This window comes from Pseudomonas sp. MNR3A, from assembly GCF_009650575.1.
Taxonomy (GTDB): domain Bacteria; phylum Pseudomonadota; class Gammaproteobacteria; order Pseudomonadales; family Pseudomonadaceae; genus Aquipseudomonas; species Aquipseudomonas machongensis.
On the sequence record NZ_VZZS01000016.1, the window covers coordinates 360,061 to 379,535 of the forward strand.

At 64.7% G+C, this 19,475-nt stretch carries 17 protein-coding genes; 13 read left to right on the top strand and 4 right to left on the bottom strand.

Annotation, left to right across the window (positions count from 1 at the left end; genetic code table 11):
• The first annotated feature begins 16 nt into the window (after positions 1–16).
• Positions 17–1,165: an ABC transporter ATP-binding protein gene (locus F6X62_RS13250; protein ID WP_153773781.1), complete on the top strand. Its 1,149-nt coding sequence runs from the start codon at positions 17–19 to the stop codon at positions 1,163–1,165.
• Between the two features lie 401 nt (positions 1,166–1,566).
• The gene (locus tag F6X62_RS13255) at positions 1,567–2,964 is read left to right on the top strand and encodes a cytosine permease (protein WP_151924795.1); all 1,398 of its coding nucleotides are present in this window, start codon (positions 1,567–1,569) and stop codon (positions 2,962–2,964) included.
• Positions 2,965–3,024: 60 nt separating this feature from the next.
• On the opposite strand, the gene F6X62_RS13260 is transcribed toward F6X62_RS13255, so the two are convergent.
• Complete coding sequence (locus F6X62_RS13260; protein ID WP_081255334.1) at positions 3,025–3,792, bottom strand: class II aldolase/adducin family protein; 768 nt, start codon at positions 3,790–3,792, stop codon at positions 3,025–3,027.
• Positions 3,793–3,933: 141 nt separating this feature from the next.
• Between F6X62_RS13260 and F6X62_RS13265 the strand changes: the two genes are divergently transcribed.
• From F6X62_RS13265 to F6X62_RS13290, 6 genes are all read left to right on the top strand, one after another.
• Entirely contained in the window at positions 3,934–5,886 is a 1,953-nt protein-coding gene (locus tag F6X62_RS13265) for an FAD-dependent oxidoreductase (RefSeq protein ID WP_153773782.1), read from the top strand.
• A 41-nt stretch (positions 5,887–5,927) separates the two neighbouring features.
• The gene (locus F6X62_RS13270; protein WP_063545072.1) at positions 5,928–6,530 is read left to right on the top strand and encodes a cupin domain-containing protein; all 603 of its coding nucleotides are present in this window, start codon (positions 5,928–5,930) and stop codon (positions 6,528–6,530) included.
• Positions 6,531–6,614: 84 nt separating this feature from the next.
• Positions 6,615–7,922: a substrate-binding domain-containing protein gene (locus F6X62_RS13275; RefSeq protein WP_153773783.1), complete on the top strand. Its 1,308-nt coding sequence runs from the start codon at positions 6,615–6,617 to the stop codon at positions 7,920–7,922.
• A gap of 73 nt (positions 7,923–7,995) precedes the next feature.
• Entirely contained in the window at positions 7,996–8,859 is an 864-nt protein-coding gene (locus F6X62_RS13280; protein ID WP_153773784.1) for a LysR family transcriptional regulator, read from the top strand.
• Positions 8,860–8,976: 117 nt separating this feature from the next.
• A complete protein-coding gene (locus tag F6X62_RS13285) occupies positions 8,977–9,894 on the top strand; it encodes an AEC family transporter (RefSeq protein WP_153773785.1) in 918 nt (305 codons plus the stop codon).
• A 48-nt stretch (positions 9,895–9,942) separates the two neighbouring features.
• Positions 9,943–10,554: a cell wall hydrolase gene (locus F6X62_RS13290; RefSeq protein WP_153773786.1), complete on the top strand. Its 612-nt coding sequence runs from the start codon at positions 9,943–9,945 to the stop codon at positions 10,552–10,554.
• A 15-nt stretch (positions 10,555–10,569) separates the two neighbouring features.
• Here the strand turns inward: F6X62_RS13290 and F6X62_RS13295 are convergent, their stop codons facing one another.
• Positions 10,570–12,738 (bottom strand): TonB-dependent siderophore receptor, encoded by a 2,169-nt coding sequence (locus F6X62_RS13295; RefSeq protein WP_153773787.1) that lies wholly within the window; start codon positions 12,736–12,738, stop codon positions 10,570–10,572.
• Positions 12,739–12,994: 256 nt separating this feature from the next.
• Between F6X62_RS13295 and F6X62_RS13300 the strand changes: the two genes are divergently transcribed.
• The 3 genes from F6X62_RS13300 to F6X62_RS13310 all read left to right on the top strand — a co-directional run bounded on the left by F6X62_RS13300 (position 12,995) and on the right by F6X62_RS13310 (position 15,028).
• A complete protein-coding gene (locus F6X62_RS13300; RefSeq protein WP_054890805.1) occupies positions 12,995–13,855 on the top strand; it encodes a CAP domain-containing protein in 861 nt (286 codons plus the stop codon).
• Between the two features lie 109 nt (positions 13,856–13,964).
• On the top strand, positions 13,965–14,351 hold the full coding sequence (locus F6X62_RS13305; protein ID WP_063545077.1) for a VOC family protein: 387 nt from the start codon (positions 13,965–13,967) through the stop codon (positions 14,349–14,351).
• A gap of 89 nt (positions 14,352–14,440) precedes the next feature.
• Entirely contained in the window at positions 14,441–15,028 is a 588-nt protein-coding gene (locus tag F6X62_RS13310; RefSeq protein ID WP_054890807.1) for a hypothetical protein, read from the top strand.
• A gap of 70 nt (positions 15,029–15,098) precedes the next feature.
• Here F6X62_RS13310 and xerC read toward each other — a convergent pair whose 3' ends face one another.
• Positions 15,099–16,013, bottom strand: coding sequence for a tyrosine recombinase XerC (xerC, locus tag F6X62_RS13315; RefSeq protein ID WP_153773788.1), 915 nt, complete (start codon positions 16,011–16,013; stop codon positions 15,099–15,101).
• Positions 16,014–16,180: 167 nt separating this feature from the next.
• On the opposite strand from xerC, the gene F6X62_RS13320 reads away from it, so the two are divergent.
• Both F6X62_RS13320 and F6X62_RS13325 read left to right on the top strand, forming a co-directional pair.
• Positions 16,181–16,828, top strand: a complete 648-nt coding sequence (locus F6X62_RS13320) for a DUF1345 domain-containing protein (RefSeq protein ID WP_153773789.1) — start codon at positions 16,181–16,183, stop codon at positions 16,826–16,828.
• 233 nt (positions 16,829–17,061) lie between these two features.
• Positions 17,062–17,322 (top strand): DUF1652 domain-containing protein, encoded by a 261-nt coding sequence (locus tag F6X62_RS13325; protein WP_054890810.1) that lies wholly within the window; start codon positions 17,062–17,064, stop codon positions 17,320–17,322.
• Here the strand turns inward: F6X62_RS13325 and F6X62_RS13330 are convergent.
• The gene (locus tag F6X62_RS13330) at positions 17,319–19,391 is read right to left on the bottom strand and encodes a bifunctional diguanylate cyclase/phosphodiesterase (RefSeq protein ID WP_153773790.1); all 2,073 of its coding nucleotides are present in this window, start codon (positions 19,389–19,391) and stop codon (positions 17,319–17,321) included. The genes F6X62_RS13325 and F6X62_RS13330 overlap by 4 nt on opposite strands.
• Positions 19,392–19,475 lie beyond the last annotated feature (84 nt).

Below are 19,475 nucleotides of genomic sequence, written 5' to 3' on the forward strand. Positions count from 1 at the left end.
GCCGGAGACAACAATAATGAGTGCAGTCATCAAAGAAGCCGCGCACGGCAAGACCCTGGTCTCCCTGCGCAACCTGAACAAGCACTACGGCGACTTCGCCGCGGTCGACAACATCAGCCTGGATATCCAGGACGGCGAATTCCTCACCTTCCTCGGCTCCAGCGGCTCGGGCAAGTCCACCACCCTGTCGATGCTGGCCGGCTTCGAGACCCCCAGCAGCGGCGAGATCCTGGTCGAAGGCCGCTCGCTGGTGAACGTGCCGCCGCACAAGCGTGACATCGGCATGGTGTTCCAACGCTACTCGCTGTTCCCGCACCTGAGCGTGCGCGACAACATCGCCTTCCCACTGGCCATCCGCAAGCTGGGCAGCGCCGAGATCGCCAAGCGCGTCGACGCCATGCTCAAGCTGGTGCAGTTGGAAACCTTCGCACACCGGCGCCCGGCCCAGCTCTCCGGCGGCCAGCAACAGCGCGTGGCGATCGCCCGAGCGCTGGTGTACGAGCCACGCATCCTGCTGATGGACGAGCCCCTCGGTGCCCTGGACAAGAAACTGCGCGAAGACCTGCAGGACGAGTTGCGTCAGCTGCATCGGCGCCTGGGTATCACCATCGTCTACGTCACCCACGACCAGGAAGAAGCGATGCGCCTGTCCCAGCGCATCGCCATCTTCAGCCACGGCAAGATCGTCGGTCTGGGCAGCGGTTACGACCTCTATCAGAACCCGCCAAACGCGTTCGTCGCCTCGTTCCTGGGCAACTCCAACTTCCTCCGGATCACCGCCAGCAGCCATGGCGCGGCGGCGTTCGAGGGCCAGTCGCTGGCCATTCGCCTGACCTCGGGGTTGGCCGCAGGTCAGGATGCGCTGATCATGGTCCGCCCGGAAAAGGCCCTGGCGCTGAGCGCCGAGCAGGCGACCCGTGAACCGCTGCCGGCAGGCTGGAATGAAGTGAGCGCCAAGGTCGGCGAGGTCTTGTTCCTCGGCGAAAGCCAGACCTGTCACGTGGTGACGGCGGGCGGTACCGAAATGACGGTCAAGGCGCTATCGGCGGCAGGCATGCCGATGCAGCCAGGCGATACGGTCAAGGTACGCTGGGCGGTGGCCGATGCCTGCGTGTACACCGAGTGGGCCGAGAGCGACCTGAGCAAGGCTGCCGGCGCACACTGAGGGGCCTCTTCGCAGCACGCCGCTGTTGGAAATTCTGTCTTGCTCAAAATCTAAAGGTCTAACCCAATCCCTGTGAGAGCGGCGGTTCGCCGCCGCGACTTGTCCCGCGCACACGGGCGTAGCCCGTGCCAGGCAGCGCGGTGTCTTTTTCGCGGGTTAATGACCCGCTTCACTCGTTTCGGCCTCTTCGCCACCTGTTCTACCTTCCATTGCGCTACTGACGCTCGATGCAGATTCAGCATGTCGGGGGCTGCTGCACGGCCCTTTCGCGACACGAGGCCACTCCTACAGAAGTCGATTTCTATGCATTGACCGTCTTGTATATACATGATGATATAAGAGAGAAGTCATTCCTCTGGTTGCCCTTGCCGCCCTACAACAACAAACAAGCGGAGCCCCACATGTCCAGCAAGCCCGTGATCGAGCGGCGCTCGATCGACTACATTCCCGAAGCTGAACGCCATGGACGCGTGTACAGCCAGTTCACCCTGTGGCTGGGAGCCAATCTGCAGATCACCGCCATCGTGACCGGCGCCCTCGCCGTCGTGCTTGGCGGTGATGTGTTCTGGTCATTGATCGGCCTGCTGCTGGGCCAGGTGATCGGCGGAGCGGTCATGGCCTTGCACGCAGCCCAAGGGCCGCGGTTGGGGCTGCCGCAGATGATCTCCAGCCGCGTGCAGTTCGGCGTCTATGGCGCGGCCATCCCGATGGTGCTGGTGTGCCTGATGTACCTGGGGTTCACCGCCACCGGCACGGTACTGTCGGGCCAGGCCATCGGCCAGTTGCTCAGCGTCAGCGACAGCGCCGGCATCCTGATCTTCGCCGGCGTGATCGTGCTGGCCACCCTCGCCGGCTACCGCGTGATCCACTGGATCGGCCGCGTGGCCAGCGTGCTGGGGATCATTGCGTTCGTCTATCTGTTCAGCCGTATCCTGCTGCTCGCCGATATCGGCCAACTGCTGGACAACCGCCACTTCAGCTGGGCCTCGTTCCTGCTGGCGGTATCGCTGGCCGCCTCCTGGCAGATCGCTTTCGGCCCCTACGTCGCCGACTATTCACGCTACCTGCCCAGCAACACCTCCGCGCTGAAGACCTTTCTCGCCGCCGGCCTGGGCTCGGTGATCGGCGCCCAGGCATCGATGATCCTCGGCGTGTTCGCCGCCGCCATTGCCGGCGGCCAGTTCTCGGGGCGTGAAGTGGCCTATATCGTCGGCCTGGGCGGCGCCGGTACCACCGCAGCGCTGCTGTACTTCGCCATCGCCTTCGGCAAGGTGACCATCTCCACCCTCAACAGCTACGGCAGTTTCATGTGCATCGCCACGATCATCAGCGGTTTTCGCGGCAGCCTGCAGATCAGCCGCCTGCAGCGCTTGCTGTTCGTGCTGGGCATCGTGGGTGCAGCGACGCTGGTGGCCCTGCTCGGCCAGCATTCGTTCCTGAGTGCATTCAAGTCGTTCATCCTGTTCCTGCTGACCTTCTTCGTGCCCTGGAGCGCGGTCAACCTGGTGGATTACTACTTCATCACCCGCGAGCGCTACGACATCCCTGCCCTGGCCGATCCCGACGGGCGCTATGGCCGCTGGAACTGGCCCGGCATCATCGTCTACAGCATCGGAGTGCTGATCCAGATGCCCTTCATCGACACCAAGCTGTACACCGGGCCCATGGTTGCGCACCTGGGCGGTGTCGATGTGTCGTGGCTGATCGGGTTGGTGGTGCCTAGCGTGCTGTATTACTGGGTTGCCCGGGGCAAGGCCAAGCACGCACCGGCGCAGCTGATCGAACCCCAGGCACGTTGACCGACGCCAGCGCGGACTTTTGCAGGAGCGGCCTTTCGCGACACAAGGCCGCTCCTGCTGTCAGTCCCGATAATCCGGCGCCACTTTCTCCAGCAACCGCAACAGCGCCCCCCAGGCCAGCCCCATGGCATCCGGGTCCGCCAGCTCACCGGGCTTGAGCGGCCGTGCCGGAGCATTGAACTGCTGCTCGGTATGCGCGCAGACCTCGGGCGATGGCAGCACCACCTTCCCGGCGCTCTGCGCCGCCAACTGAATCTCGCAGGCCTTCTCCAGATAGAACATGCGCAGAAACGCCTCGCCCGCCGTGCGCCCCACCGTCAGCAACCCATGATTGCGCAGGATCATCACCGGCTTGTCGCCGAGGTCGGCGACCAGGCGCTGCTGCTCGTCCATGTCCAGGGCAACGCCTTCATAGTCGTGGTAAGCGACCTTGCCGTAGAACTCCATGGAGATCTGGTTGACCGGTAGCAGCCCGCATTCGAGCGCCGCCACCGCGCACCCGGCGCGGGTGTGGGTGTGCAACACGCACTGGGCATCCTCGCGTGCGCCGTGGATGGCGCTGTGGATGACAAAGCCCGCCGGGTTGACCGGGTACGGCGACGCCTCCACGGCGCGCCCTTGCAAGTCGATCTTCACCAGATTGGACGCGGTGATTTCCTCGAACAGCAGGCCGTAGGGATTGATCAGAAAATGATGCTCGGGGCCGGGTATGCGCACCGAGATGTGCGTGAAGATCAGGTCCGTCATGCGGAAATGGGCAATCAGCCGATAGCAGGCGGCCAGTTCCTCACGCAGGGTACGTTCGCTGGGGTGCATGGTGTCATCCAGGGTTGTTCTTGTGGGACGAGCTTACCCCGGTACGAGGGGATGAGCCGAAGCTAGTCCTGCCAAAGTAAAAAAACAAGTTGATTTTTTACTGAAGGTACACTTCCATGAAAAAAACAAGAACGCACGTTGGAGCCCGTACGCATGTCGACTGCCTTCGCTCACCTGTTCGAACCCTTGCAGATCCGTGGCAAACGCCTGAAGAACCGCATCATGTCCAGTGGCCATGACACCTGTCTGCCCACCGACAACCTGGTCAACGACAAGCTCGTCGCCTATCAACGCGCCCGCGCCGAGGGCGGCGCCGGCCTGATCGTGCTGCAGGTCGCCGGGGTGCACGACAGTGCGCGCTACACCTCCCACGTGCTGATGGCCACCGACGATGCCTGCATCGACGGCTACCGGCGCATCGCCCAGGCCTGTCATGCACACGGCACCGTGGTGTTGTCGCAGTTGTTCCATCCCGGCCGGGAGATCATGGAATCGGCCGATGGCTTGCTGGCGGTGGCCTACTCGGCCTCGGCGGTGCCGAACGAGCGCTTTCGCGTGATGCCGCGCGCCCTGGAGCAGCCGATGATCGACGAAATCGTCCAGGGCTACGCCAGTGCAGCCCGGCGCCTGCACCAGGCCGGGCTGGATGGCGTCGAGGTGGTGGCCAGCCATGGTTACCTGCCCGCGCAGTTTCTCAACCCACGCGTCAACCGCCGCACCGATGGCTACAACGGCAACCTCGAAGCCCGCCTGCGTTTTCTGCGCGAAGTGCTGGCGGCAGTGCGTGCAGCCACTGACGAACAGTTCATCGTCGGCCTGCGCATCAGCGCCGACGAACGCGACAGCGAAGGGCTGAGCGAAGACGAATCACTGGCGGCCGCCATCGCGGTGCAGAACCAGGTCGATTACCTGCACATCGTCGCCGGCACCTCGGCCACCCTGGGTGGCGCGGTGCATATCGTCCCGCCGATGGCCATCGAGCCGGCCTACCTGGCCCGCGAAGCCGGCAGTTTCAAGGCGCGCCTGGACATCCCGCTGTTCGTCACTGGCCGTATCAACCAGCCACAGGAAGCCGAACAGATTCTCGCCCGCGGCCTGGCCGATGTGTGCGGCATGACCCGCGCGCTGATCTGCGACCCGCAGATGCCGGCCAAGACCGAACAAGGCCGTGTCGAGGACGTGCGCGCCTGCATCGCCTGCAACCAGGCCTGCATCGGCCACTTCCACCGTGGCCTGCCGATCTCCTGCATCCAGCACCCGGAAACCGGTCGCGAACTGCAGTACGGCAGCGTCACACCCGCGCCCCTGCGCAAGCGCATCCTGGTGGCCGGCGGTGGTCCGGCGGGCATGAAGGCGGCCATCGTCGCCGCCGCCCGAGGCCATGAGGTGACGCTGTATGAAGCGGGCCCGCAGCTCGGCGGCCAGGTGCTGCTGGCGCAACTGCTGCCACGGCGCAGCGAGTTCGGCGGCGCCAGCACCAACCTGCAGCGCGAACTGGCACTGGCCGGCGTGCAGGTGGTGCGCAATACCCGCGTAGACCGCGCGCTGGTCGAGCGCGAACGGCCAGACCTGGTGATTGCTGCCACCGGCGCCGAGCCCTACTGGCCTGCATTCGAGCGCAGCGGCGAGTTGCAGGTGGTGGATGCCTGGCAGGTGCTGCGCAACGAGCACGCCCTGGGGCGCTCGGTGCTGGTGCTGGACTGGCGCTGCGACTGGATCGCCCCGGGCATCGCCGAACGCCTGGTGCGTGAAGGCCATCACGTGCAACTGGCGGTCAACGGCACTCACTGCGGCGAGAGCCTGCCACTCTACGTACGTGACCAGATGGCCGGGGAACTGCACCGCCTCGGGATCCCCATCACCCCCTACGCCCGCCTCTACGGCACCGACGACAACACCGTGTACCTGCAACACACCGCCAGTGGCGAGCCCATGATCTTCGAACAGATCGACACCCTGGTGCTGTGCCTGGGTCACCAGCCTGTCGACACCCTGGCCCGGGAGCTGGCCGGGTTGGTCGAGGTACGGCGCATCGGCGACTGCCTGGCCCCGCGAACCGCTGAAGAGGCGATCCATGACGGCCTGGCGGTTGCCTGGTCGCTCTGAGGCTGGTCATACTCCCGGTTTTGCCGATGGACCGACCCTCGATGAGCCAGCGCCCCCTCGTCCCGCAACTCGCCGAAGGCGGCACTGCCGCCCCGCAGTTCCTCGGTTCCCGCATCCGCGGCCTGCGCAAGCGCCGCGGCATGACCCTGGCGGAGCTGGCCCGTCTGAGCGAGCTGACCGCCGGCTACATCAGCCAGCTGGAACGCAACCTTTCATACCCGTCGATCCCGGCGCTGTTCAACATCGCCCGCAGCCTGGGCGTGACCATCCAGTGGTTCTTCGCCAGCGAAGCCAGCACCGCGCCCGAGGACCAAGGCTTCGTGGTGCGCAGGCAAAGCCGCCTGAGCGTGCATTACGAAGATGGCGTGGTCGACCAGTTGCTCACCCCGCAACCCAACCGCCAGCTGGAGATGCTGCATTCGCGCTTCCCGCCGGGCGCCTACAGCCAGGAAAGCTACAGCCACGAAGGCGAAGAAGCCGGCTATGTGTTGTCAGGGCGTTTCGAGCTGTGGGTAGGCGAACGCCACTTCCTGCTCGAAGAAGGCGACAGCTTCAGTTTCCCTAGCCAGGAGCCACACCGCTATGGCAACCCTGGCGAGGTGGACACGGTGGTCATCTGGGTGATCACGCCACCAACCTTCTGAACGATCGCCTGCGCCTGATCGTCATTTTTCATTCACACCCCTGTCGTAATCTGCCGGACATACCTGTGCCTCAAGGATCCCGGCATGCCCCGCCCTCTCGCTGTTCTGCTCTGCCTGCTACCCCTGCTGGCTCAGGCGGAGCCCGCCACACTGCGTATCCAGGGCTCCAACACCATTGGCGCAGCACTGGGCCCTGCGCTGGTGCGCGGGCTGCTGCAAAGCCAAGGTGCACAAGACATCCGCAGCGAGCGTGGGAAACGGCCCAACGAGACTGACATCCGTGCCCGCGCCCCCCAGGGCCAGCCATTGCTGATCAATATCGCCGCGCATGGTTCCAGCACCGGCTTCAGTGCCCTGGACAGCGGCGAAGCCGACCTTGCCGCCGCCTCGCGCCCTATCTCCGACCAGGAAGCCCAGCAACTGCAACGTCTGGGCGACCTGCGCAGCGCGGCCAGCGAGCAGGTGATCGGCCTGGACGGCGTTGCGGTCATGGTGCACCCCGACAACCGCCTGCAGCAGTTGAGTACCGCACAATTGGCACAGGTCTTCTCTGGCCAGATCCAACGCTGGGAGCAACTCGGCGTAGCGGGCGGTCCCATTCACCTGTACGCCCGTGACGACCGCTCCGGCACCTTCGAAACCTTTCGCGCCCTGGTTCTGCAACCGCAGGCACTGGAGCTCTCGCCACGGGCCGAACGCTTCGAATCCGGCGACGCCTTGGCCGAACGGGTCAAGGCCGATCCCGCTGCCATCGGCTTCAGCAGCCTGACCACCGTGCATGGCGCCAAGCTGCTGGCCATCGCCGAAGGTGATGCTCCAGCCCTGTTGCCAACCCGTGCAGCCGTGGCCAGCGAAGACTATCCGCTGTCGCGGCGGCTGTTCTTCTATCTGCCGACTCACCCGAGTGCTCAGGCCAAGGCCTTGGCCGAATTCACCCAGAGCGCAGCCGGCCAGGCCATTGTCGCCGCCCAGGGTTTCGTCTCGCAGCAGGTCAAGGCAGTGCCGGTCGCGGTACAGGCCCAGATGCCCGCGCAATACCGAGCCCTGGCTGCAGAGGCCCAGCGCCTGAGCGTCAACTTCCGTTTCCAGGAAGGCAGCGCCAGCCTCGACAACAAGGCCCTGCGCGATGTACAGCGGGTCAGCGACTACCTGCGTCAGGTCGGCAAGCTGCATGACAAAACGGTACTGGTGGGGTTTGGCGACCCCAAGGAAACACCCGGCCGCGCCGCCCTGCTCTCGCGCCTGCGCGCCATGGCCGTGCGCCGCGAACTGGCGCGCAATGGCGTGGAGATCCGGGATGTCACCGGCATGGGTGATGAACTGCCGGTGGCCGACAACGACCTGGAACAGGGACGCCTGCGCAATCGCCGGGTCGAGGTCTGGGTCTACTGACCCGCCTGGCGCTTGCCCCCAGAGGCGCGATGCGCGTACCGTGCCGGGCATTCCCGTGCAGGAGAACCGTCGCGTGTCCCTCAAAGCCCTGCGTACTCTGGTCACCATCGCCCGTCACGGCACCTTCGCCCGCGCCGCCGACCTGCTGAGCCTGACCCCTTCGGCGGTCAGCCTGCACATCAAGACGCTCGAGGACGAACTGCAAGTGCCGCTGTTCGACCGCAGCCGCCGCCAGGTGACACTCACCGAAGCCGGGCAATTGGCCGTGGCGCGGGCCGAAAGCATTCTCACTGCCTACGACGAGCTGGCCGACACCCTGGCCAGCGGCCCGAGCCTGCGTGGTCGGCTGCGTATCGGTGCGATCCACACCGTGCTCGCCCGACGCCTGCCAAAGGCGCTGGTGTGGATCAAGGCGCACCATCCGCAACTGCACATCAGCGTGGTCTCGGGCATGTCCGCCGAGCTGGCCCGGCGGATCGAAGACGGAGAACTGGACGCCGCCATCACCACCGAACCGGTCAGCCCCTACCCGCAGAGCCTGCAGTTCAGCCCGCTGTTCTCGGACCGTTTCTGGGCCGTGGCCAGCCCCGATCTGGCCGGGCAAAGCCTGGCGCAACTGCTCGCCAGCCAACCGTTCCTGCGCTTCGACAAACGCGCCTGGGCGGGCCGGCAGATCGAACAGGAACTGCGCCGCCAGCATTTGCAGGTCAGCGAGCAGATGGAGCTGGACAGCCAGGAAGCCCTGGCACGCATGGCGGCAATGGGCCTCGGGGTGGCGATCATCCCGATGAGCGACGATGACCTGCAACGGCTGCCGCCCGCCACCGTGCTGCCCTTTGGCGAGCCGCAACTGAGTCGCCACGTGGTGTTGCTGGAACATGAAAAGAGTCAGCGCCGACACCTGAGCGCGGTGCTCAAGACCGCCTTGGGCAGCTGATCACGCAGCCACCTGCAACCATGCAGTTTTCCTCAACAGTGAATGCAGAAAACAACGGTTTTTTCTGCTGACTCACCCCGCTAACCTGTGCCGGTACCCGACCACGGAACCGCGACCATGCTGCCCCTGCTCCTCACCACCCTGGTGCCCATCATCCTGCTGATCGCCCTCGGCACCCTGTTGCGGGTGCGCGGTTTTCTCGCGGAGGGTTTCTGGCCCGGCGCCGAGCGCCTGAGCTACTACGTGCTGCTGCCCTCGCTGTTCCTGCATGGCCTGGCCACCGCCAACCTGGAGGGTGTACCGGTGTTCGGCATGGTCGGCGTGCTGATGCTCTCGACCCTGGCCGGCGCGCTCCTGCTGGTGCTCTACCAGGGCGCAGCAGGCCACGATGGCGCTGATTTCACCTCGGTGTTCCAGGGCGGCATACGCTTCAACAACTACATCGGCGCGACCCTGGCGGCAGGCATCTACGGCAGCGCCGGCATCGCCCTGGCGGCCGTGGCCAACGCGGCAATCGTGCCGCTGGTCAATCTGCTTTGCGTACTGGTGTTCGCCCGATTCAGCGCTCGCCACAGCTCGCCCCTGACCGTGCTGCGGGCGATCTTCGCCAACCCGTTGATCGTGGGCTGTGCGGGTGGCCTGCTGCTGCGGGTCAGCGGGTTAGGCCTGCCGGCGGGCCTGGAACCCACGGTCAAGGCCCTTGGCCAGGCCGCCCTGCCCCTTGGGTTGCTGTGCGTCGGAGCGGCATTGGGCGGCGCGCGAATGGGCCAGCAGGTCAAGCCCCTGGTGGCCGCCTCGGCGTTCAAGTTCCTGGTCATGCCACTGACCACCTTCGGCCTGTGTCGCGTGCTGGGTCTCAGCGGCCAGGCCGCCGTGGTGGCCGTGCTGTTCCAGGCACTGCCCACCGCGTCGTCGTCCTACGTCATGGCCCGGCAGATGGGGGGCAACGCGCCGCTGATGGCGACCATCATCGCGTTGCAGACCGTCGCTGCAGCAGCCACCCTGCCATTGATGCTCAGCCTCACGCTAAGTTGAAGCCGCTTGGCTAGAATGGAGTCAGCTCACTGACGCGGAAGCCCGATCATGCGCCACTCGTGGATGGTCATCAGCCTGTTCCTGGCCCTGCCCGCAGGCCCGTTGCATGCCGCCGACAGCGCCAAGGCTGCAGTCGCCGAAGACAAGGCCCAGGCGCTCGAACAGAAAGTGGTAAACGACGCCCCGCCACCCAAGGCGCCGGAGAAGATCACCCCCACCGAGGTGCAGGCCGTGGACCCGGCCGGGCAGGCGCCGCTGGACGACAGCATTACCTGCCTTGCCCGCACCCTTTACTGGGAAGCCAAAGGCGCCGACGAGACAGACATGAAGGCGGTCGCCAGCGTCGTGCTCAACCGCCTGGGCAAGGACGGCTTCCCCGACACCATCTGCGGGGTGGTCAAGCAAGGCGTCGAGAGCAAGAGCTGCCAGTTCTCCTGGTGGTGCGACGGGCGCCCTGACCAGGTCGAGGAAAAGGAGCGCTACGGGGTCGCCAAGGAAATCGCGCGCAAGGCGTTGAACCAGCAGTTGCGAGACAGCACCGCCGGAGCGCTGTACTTCCATGATCGCACTGTGCGGCCAGACTGGGCCAAGGCCTATCGGCGCACAGCGCAGACCACGCACTTCATCTTCTACAAGCCCAACCAGGCACTGGCGCGATAGCGCGACGACGGGCCATCAGAAATCGATGGTCCCGGAGAACTTCACCAACCGCGGGTCGCCCTGGGTCAGGTAACCGCCGTTGGCCGAGGCCCAATAGTTCTTGTCGGTCAGGTTTTCGACGTTCATGCGCAAGGTGATGTCTTTTTCCTGCACCTTGAAGCGATAGCGCGCACCCACGTCGAAACGGTTCCAGGTCGGCAGGCTCAGGGTGTTGGCCGGGTTGGCGTACTGCCCGCCGGTGCGCAGCATGCGTGCGTTGAGCGCCACGCCGTCAAGCCCTGGCACGTCCCAGTCGACGCTGGCATTGAGCTGGAAGGTCGGGACACCCACCGCGTGATTGCCATCGTTGGTGCCGTTCTGGGTGTTCTTCAGTTCCGTGTCCATGCGCGTACCACCGGCCATCAAGCGCAGGCCCGGCACCGGCTCGCCAAACACGCTGAGTTCGACGCCCTTGTTGACCTGCTCGCCGTCCTGCACATAAAGATTGCCCTGCACGTAGCCATCGGTGGGTCGCTCGATACGGAACACCGCCAGGTTGGCACCGTAGGTCTGGCGGTCGAACTTGATGCCCGCCTCGATCTGCTTGGTCTTGGCCGGCGGGAACACCTCACCGAGGTTGACCACCTGCCCCGACGCCGTGGCGCCCTGGGCCAGGCCCTGGATGCTGTTGGCGTACAACGAGACCGACGGGTTGAGCTTGTAGACGATGCCATACACCGGCGTGGTGACCGCTTCGTCGTAGAACGCAGTGCGTCCGGCGTCCACGCCCGTGCCGCGGTAGGCATAGCCTTCGACGCGCAGTTGCTGGCGACGCACGCCAGCGGTGAGCAGCAGCGTGTCGTCGAACAGCCCCACGGTATCGGACAACGCCAGGCTGCGGTTGCGGGTCTTCCCGGTCACGCCCGGGTCATCGAGCATGCCGCCGACCAGCGTAGGCGTGGTCGGCTTGGGCAGTGGGCTGGTGTTGAAGATGTTGGTGTTCTGCGAGCTGTAGAACACATAGGCGTTTTCCTGCTGGGTCCAGATGCTCGCCGCACCGAGATTCAGCTGGTGGCTCACCGGGCCGGTCTGGAAGCGGCCGTTGATACCGGCCATCAGGCTGGTGTTGTCTTCGTTGTGCGGGATCTGCGAACCGCCGATGGTCGCGGCGCCCGTGGCAGCGTTGGTGAGGACCGGCGTGCCGTAGAAGCCGTTCTCACGGGTGTGCTTGACGCCACCGCTGATGTACCCGCTCCAGTTCTCGTTGAAATCGTAGTCGCCGCGCAGCATGCCGAAGGTGTCTTCGGTTTCGGTCCACGACCAGTCCTGGCCGTAGTTGTGATCGGCGCTCGGCGCGCGCGGGATGCTGGTCACCGCCGAACCCAGGCGCACCGAGTTGCGCAGATGGTTGACGCGCTGCTTCTGGTAACCGATGTCGGCCGACAGGCGGAGTTGGTCGCCACGGTAGTCCAGCCCGGCGACGAACAGCTTGCTGCGTTGATCCTGGTCGTCCACGGCGGTGTCGCCTTCACGCTGGGACAGGTTCAGGCGCGCACCGAAACGGTTGTCCTCACCGAAACGCTGACCGATGTCCAGGTGCTCACCCACCCGGCCATCGCTGCTGATGTCCTGGGTGTAGCGCCGGATCGGCGTGTCGCCGGCGCGCTTGGGTTGCAGGTTGACGTTGCCGCCAAGGCCGGTGCCGGTAGGGCTGGCACCGTTGAGGAACGCGTTGGGGCCCTTGAACAGCTCGACCCGCTCTACCGCGTCGGTGGAGATCATCTGCCTCGGCAGCACGCCATACAAGCCATTGAACGACACATCGTCGCCGCTCAACGGCAGGCCGCGGATCACGAAGACCTGGGACTGGTTGCCAAAGCCGAACGACTGGCGCACCGATGGGTCATTGAGCAGCACATCGCCGATATCCTCGGCCTGCTGATCCTCGATCAACTGCGAGGTGTAGCTGGTCATGGTGAACGGCACGTCCATCATGTCCTGGTTGCCCAGCACGCCCATCTGCCCACCACGGGCCACCTGCCCACCTGCGAAGGCCTCCGGCAACTGGGTGCGAGGCGCCTTGACGGCATCGGCGTTGATGGCGGTGGCGTCGAGCTCCAGCGGCGCGTCAGCAGCATGGGCGGCAACGCCAAGGGAACAGCAGAGGGCGAGCAGGGTCGGACGAAAAGGACAGGAACGTGCCATGAAAGGCTCCCGATGAGGTGAATGGAGCGCCTTCCTGGCATGCATGATTGCGAGTGAGTCGTGTTTATAATGGATATTGCGAATTATTTCCAACCAATCGCACTTTTTCGCCCTTCGCCGGTCTACTGCCTCTTTTGCCGCAACAATCGGTTGCCGGTGGTTTACTGCAACTCACAAGACGAGACCAAAAGCCTACGGCTTGTGTAGGATGGGCAGCGCCAACACGAGGTCGCTGCCAGTCATAGGGAGATTCTTGATGCGCGTCCTGTCATCTGTTGCCTGCCTTGGCGCCCTGTCACTCGGCCTGGTCATTTCCACCAGTGCCCAGGCGATCAGCGGCGACGAAGCGCAACTGATCGAGTCGATCAATGCCTACCGCAGCCAGGCCCAGCGCTGCGGCGCCGCAGGCTCGCTGGAGCTGCCGCCGCTCAACAGCGACACCCGCCTGGCGCTGTCGCCGGAAGGCACCCGCGACCTGCAGCAGGCCATGACCCGTGCCGCCTACCCCATGGTCAATGTCCAGGCCATCAGCCTGTCCGGGCCACGGGATGCCAAGGCGGCGATGCACGCCATCGAAGAAAGCTTCTGCCAGGTGGTGCTCGACCCGCAGTTCGTGGATATCGGTGTCAGCCAGGAAGGCCGCGACTGGCGCATCGTACTGGCGCGCCCGCTGCTCAGCGGGCGTCTGGGTGACTGGCAGGCCGAGGGTCAGAAACTGCTGCAAGAGGTCAATGCCGCGCGCAAGATCCCGCGCCAATGCGGCGGGCAGCCCTTCGCCGCAGCACCGGCCCTGAGCTGGAATGCCACGCTGGCCGGTGCCGCCGCCAACCACACGCGGGCGATGGCCAACCAGAACTTCTTCGATCATATCGACCGAGAGGGTCGCACGCCGGGTGACCGGGCCGAGCTTGCCGGGTATCTCTACCAGCAGATCGGCGAAAACATCGCTGCCGGCCGCGACACGCCACGCAAGGTGGTCGATGGCTGGCTGGCCAGCCCTGGCCACTGCGCAACGCTGATGAACCCCGATTACCGCGAACTGGGCGCCGCCTATGCCGTGGACCCCAAGAGCGATGCGGGGATCTACTGGACAGCAATGTTCGGGTCGCCGCAGTGAGGCGGATACAAGGGGTGCGCAGCGGCGTCGGCGCCTGACGCCATCAGACTGGTCAAATGCCGTACAGCGTCTTTACTTCAAGGTACGTCCCTCAGGAACGGTGTAGCCTATGAAGATCGTAGTCACCAGCATCCTCGTCGACGACCAGGCCAAGGCCCTGGCTTTCTATCATCACGTTCTGGGCTTCCAGCCCAAAGAAGACATCGCCATGGGCCGGTACCGCTGGCTCACCCTCACCTCCCCCAACGACCCCAATGGTGTCGAGCTGCTGCTCGAGCCCGACGCCCATCCGGCCGCCAAAACCTACAAGGCCGCACTCAAGGCCGACGGCATCCCGGCCACCTCCTTCGCAGTGCGTGACATCCAGGCCGAATACACGCGCCTGCACGCGGGCGGCGTCCTGTTCACCCAGCCGCCTACACCAATGGGGCCCGTCACCGTGGCGGTGTTCGACGATACCTGCGGCAACCTGATCCAGATCGCCCAACGCCATTGATCACAGCGCAATGCGGTAGAGGCGACAGCCCCCACGGCATCCGCTACATTCTGTTTACCCGCCAGCGCACATAGAACAAGGAAAAGCCGATGCGCTACGAATTCAGCGAAGTCCTGAACGACCTGGTCGACTATTTCCTCGTCGGCGACATCCAGCGCCTGGCGCGCTTCAAGGATGAAAACGCGCTACCCGACGACCTTGCCCGCGAATTCACCAGCACCGACAGCGGAGACCGTGCCGTACTCGAAGGTGTAGTACTGCCTCTGGCGGGCATCGATAACCTGCCCTACCGCATCATCTTCAGCCTCGACGAACGAACCCCGGCCTTGCTTGAAGCCGGCAATCGCGTGGCACACCGCCGCGCAGGCTACGTGCTGCACGTGGAGAACCGTGCGTTGATGCTGTTCACCTGGCGCATGCTGCAGCACTTCACCAACAAGACCCTTGGCGACTTCATGGCCCGCTATCAGGTGCCAGGCCGGCCGATGATCGAACTCGACAACGGCTGGTACCAGGTCGAGGTCCTTGCCGGCGCAGTGGTGCGTGACGGGCTGTACGAGCCGGCGTTCGAATTCCTGCTCAGCCGCACACACTGCCAGCGGCCCGCCCCCGAGATCGACACCGGGTATCGCTTTTCGCTGGGTGGCGACGAAGTGCCCTCCGTCATCCCGCACTGACCCTTGCCCCCTCGGGGAGCTCCTGCTGGCACTGGTACTCACAGACGCGGGCCGGGGCGAAACGCTGACCTCAATAGTCGAACCGGTCCACCGCCCGCCGCCGCTCGTTGTCGTCACGCCGGTCATAACCTGCCGTGGTCTGGATATTCACGTGGTGGGCAAGTTTCTGGGCAATCGACAGATCGTGCTCTTCGATCACCCGGGTAATGAACGCCCGGCGAAAATCGTGGGGCATGATCCTCGCCCCTACCTGCGCGCCGCGCTGGCGGGCAATGTAGTAGATCGCATGCTTGGTGATGCGCGCACGGGTGATATGGCTGCCCCGGCGGATCCGGTTGAAGAGGAAGGGATCGTCCCCCGTGCCCTCCGGCAGTTGCGCGCGGCGCAGGTCGAGCCAGGCCTGCAGCTTGTCGAAGGCCCAGGCCGGGGCGTACTTGACCAGTTGCCGATTGCCCTTGCCCAGCACCTGCAGGCTGCGCTCGTGGAAATCGACATCGCACAAGTCGATGTCCACCGACTCGGACTTGCGCATGCCGGTACCGTACAGCAAGGCGATGATCGCCGCATCGCGCACACCTTGCGGCCGCGGATCGGCAGCGCACACCTCCATCAGCTCACGGATCAGGCTGCGGCGCAGGTTGCGCCCCGGCGGCAGGCGCGTGCCACTCGCAGGCTTGACCTCGCGAATCCTGAGCAGATGCTCGTGGTCGATCAGGCCCTGGCGCCAGGCCTCGTTCATCACCCCGCGCACCGCATTGACGTACAGCGAGGAGGTGTTGGGTGCAAAACCATCGGCACGCAAGGCCGCCACCAGGGCAATGACGTGGCCAGGTTCGATCAGGTGCCAGGGCACCGCGGCGATGTCACAGTCGGCGAACCCCAGCCGGTCGGCGGCATCCTGGAGGATGTAGCGCATGGTCAACTGGCTGGAGGGCGCCAGGCGTGCCAGGTACTGCAGCAAGGGATTGTGCAGGGAATCGGTCAAAACGTGGATCCTGTTGCGTGAAGCGAATCATCACCTTGATACGCAAGGCTTTTATTGATGGCGAACGCGGATGCTACCTGATGATCGAGTTCGGATCGAACACGTGGCGATACAACATCACCTGGTGCAGGCTAAAGTGGAAGGCAACTCACCACCGCCGAGCGCCCATGGCTTTCTACCGCCTGACCCACACCCACCCACGCCTGTCCCTTGCCACGCTCGTCGGCCTGCTCGGCGGCTGGCTGATCCCAGCAGACGACTGGACCCAACGTTTTCTCGCCGGCTGGAACCTCGGCGTCTGGCTGTACCTGGCGCTGGTGCTGTGGCTGACCTGGCGCGCCACATCGCAGACCGTGCGCAAGGTGGCCAACATCGAGGACGAGAACGCAGGCCTGGTGCTGTTTACCGTGTGCATCGCTGCCATTGCCAGCCTGGTCGCCGTGACCCTGCAACTGGCCTCCAGCCGCGGCCTGCACGGTAGCGCGCAGGCCCTGCACTACCTGTATACCGGCCTGACCGTGGCCGGATCCTGGTTGTTGATCGGTTGTATCTTCAGCCTGCACTATGCGCGGCTGTTCTACACCGACAGCCGCAAGGAACCCCCTCTGCGCTTCGCCGATGGCGAGCGCAACCCCGACTATTGGGACTTCCACTATTTCGCGTTCACCCTCAGTGTCGCGGTCCAGACCTCCGACATCGGCGTGGCCAGCCGCGGCATGCGCCGGGTGGTACTGGCCCACTCCCTGGTCGGATTCGTGTTCAACACCGCGATCCTGGGCTTCACCATCAATATCGCTGCCGGGCTGCTCAGTTGACCGCTGGTCTGAAAGCGCAAGTCGCTCAAGCTCCCAGCCGTTCCTCGCCAAGCCACGAGGTAAACGTTTGCACGCATGGCCGCCGCGGATTTGCCAGAGCCGCATGGATGTGACCTGGGTCAAGCATTCGCCAATTTGTCATCTTCGCTGCGCGACACTGGCGCCGTAGCTGCTATGTTTAAGTTTCGCCGTACAACGACCAGGCGCCCGAATACCCGGAAATGGAGGCTGGCATGAACAAGATGACGTTCCCCAACGCCTGCCAGGTAATGCGCTGGCATTTCCACCCCTTGGGCTTCGAGGCCAGCATGGATGCGCCCCGCAGCATGGTCGCGCGGTTGTTCGACCGGGCCACCGGCGAAACCGTACTGGCCATCGCTGGTATTCCCTGCGCCGCGATCATGGCCGCGGCAGATGTGGAGCGCATCATCGAGGCAGTCGAAGCCGAGATGGACGCCTTCATGCCTTTCCCTACCCTGCGCGACGCCGGTTAACCTTCCTCGCCCTGCTTCAGCCCTTGCATGAACTGCTCGGCCGGTACCGGCTGCCCCAGCAAGTAACCCTGCAACGAGTCGCAGCCCAAGCGGGTCAGGAAGTCCTGCTGACGATCGGTTTCAACGCCCTCGGCCACGATCCGCAAGCCCAACGCCTGCCCCAGTGCAACGATCGCCGAGACGATCGCGGCATCGTCGCTATCATGCTCCAGGTCGCGGACAAAACCGCGGTCGATCTTCAGTTCGTTCGCCGGCAGACGCTTGAGGTACATCAGGCTGGAATAGCCCGTGCCGAAGTCGTCGATGGACAAATCGACGCCCATGTCGGACAGGCGCTGCAACACCGTCAGGCTGGCGTCGGCATCGCGCATGGCGGTGGTCTCGGTGATCTCCAGGGTCAGGCGGTTGGCCGGCAGGCCGTTATCGGCCAGGGCCCGGGCGACACTGTCGACCAACCCTGAATGGCAGAACTGGATGGCCGACAAGTTCACCGCGATGCGCCAATGTTCATGGCCCTGATCCAGCCACAGGCGCATCTGCCGACAGGCCTCGCCCAGCACCCATTCACCGATGGGGATGATCAGGCCAGTCTTCTCCGCCAGGCCGATGAAACGGTCGGGCAGCAACAGCCCTTGCTGGGGGTGCTCCCAACGCAACAAGGCCTCGGCGCCGATCGGCGTGCATCGGTGCGCGTCGAACTTGGGTTGGTAATACAGGCGGAACTGGCCATGCTCGAGCGCCGCGCGCAGGTCCTGCAGCAATTGCAGTTGCTGACGGGCATTGCTGTTCATCGAGGTGTCGAAAAAACTGTAGCCGTTCTTCCCGGCACTCTTGGCGTGATACATGGCTGCATCGGCGTTGCGCAACAGTTCGTGCTGGTCCTGGCCATTACCCGGATAGAGCACGATACCCACGCTTGCCGACAGTTGCAGGTCGTGGTCTGCCACGCGGAACGGCCTGGCCACCAGATTGACCTGCTTGTCCGCCACGCCCACGGCATCGTCCGGCTCCTGCAACTCGACCAGCAGGACAAACTCGTCACCGCCAATCCGCGCCAGGGTGTCCTGGCTATGCAGATGCCCACGCAACCGCGCAGCCACGGCCTTGAGCAACTGATCGCCAACATGATGGCCAAAGGCATCGTTGACCGGCTTGAAGCCGTCCAGGTCGATGAACATCAGCGCAAAGCAACCGCCTTGCTCTGTCACCTTGGCCATGGCCTGCTCGATACGGTCGGCCAGCAAGGTGCGGTTCGGCAGCCCGGTCAGGGTGTCATGCAGGGCCAGTTGCGTCAGCTCCTGGTTGGCCCGGGTCAATGAGCGCGCAAGTTCCGCAGTGCGGGCTTCGAGGCGAGCGTCCAGCACCGACGTCAGCAAGGCCACCGCCAGCACCGCCAGGGTGGTGATCAGCACCACATAGTCCAGCCAGTCACCAGACAACCCGCCGACCAGCGCACCGCAGTAGCTGCCCACGGGGAAGTTGGCCGCCGCCATGCCGGTGTAGTGCATGCCGACGATGGCAACCCCCATCAGCACCGCTGCAGCACCGCGGATCTGCCGAACGTACGGCGTCTGCCTGCGCAGGCGGAAGGCAATCCACAGGGCTGCCGCCGAGGCGCCCACGGCGATGGCCAGCGAAGCACCGAACAGCGCCGGGTCGTAGTCGATACCGGGCAGCATCTGCAAGGCAGCCATGCCGGTGTAGTGCATGCAGGCGATCCCGGTACCCATGAACAGCGCACCCAAGCCCACCTGCGGGCAACTCAATCGCGGCTGGCTGACCAACCACAAGGCAAAGCCTGCAGACAACACGGCGATCAGCAGTGACAGCGCGGTCAAGCCCAGGTCGTAGCCCAGCTCGATGGGCAACTCGAAGGCCAGCATGCCGATGAAGTGCATCGACCAGATGCCGATTCCCATCGCCAGCGCCCCGCCGCCCATCCACAGATATACCGCGCGACCCTTGGCGGTGGCGATGCGGCCTGCGAGGTCGAGTGCGGTGTAGGACGCCAGGATGGCCACGCACAGCGAGATCAACACCAGCGAAGAGGAGTAGCTACCTGTCAGCATTTCAAGTTCCGGCAGAGGGCGAGGAAGGGCCCGGAAAAGGCGGAGGATTTTACGCGAACAGGGAGGAAAGGCACGGGATTTTGC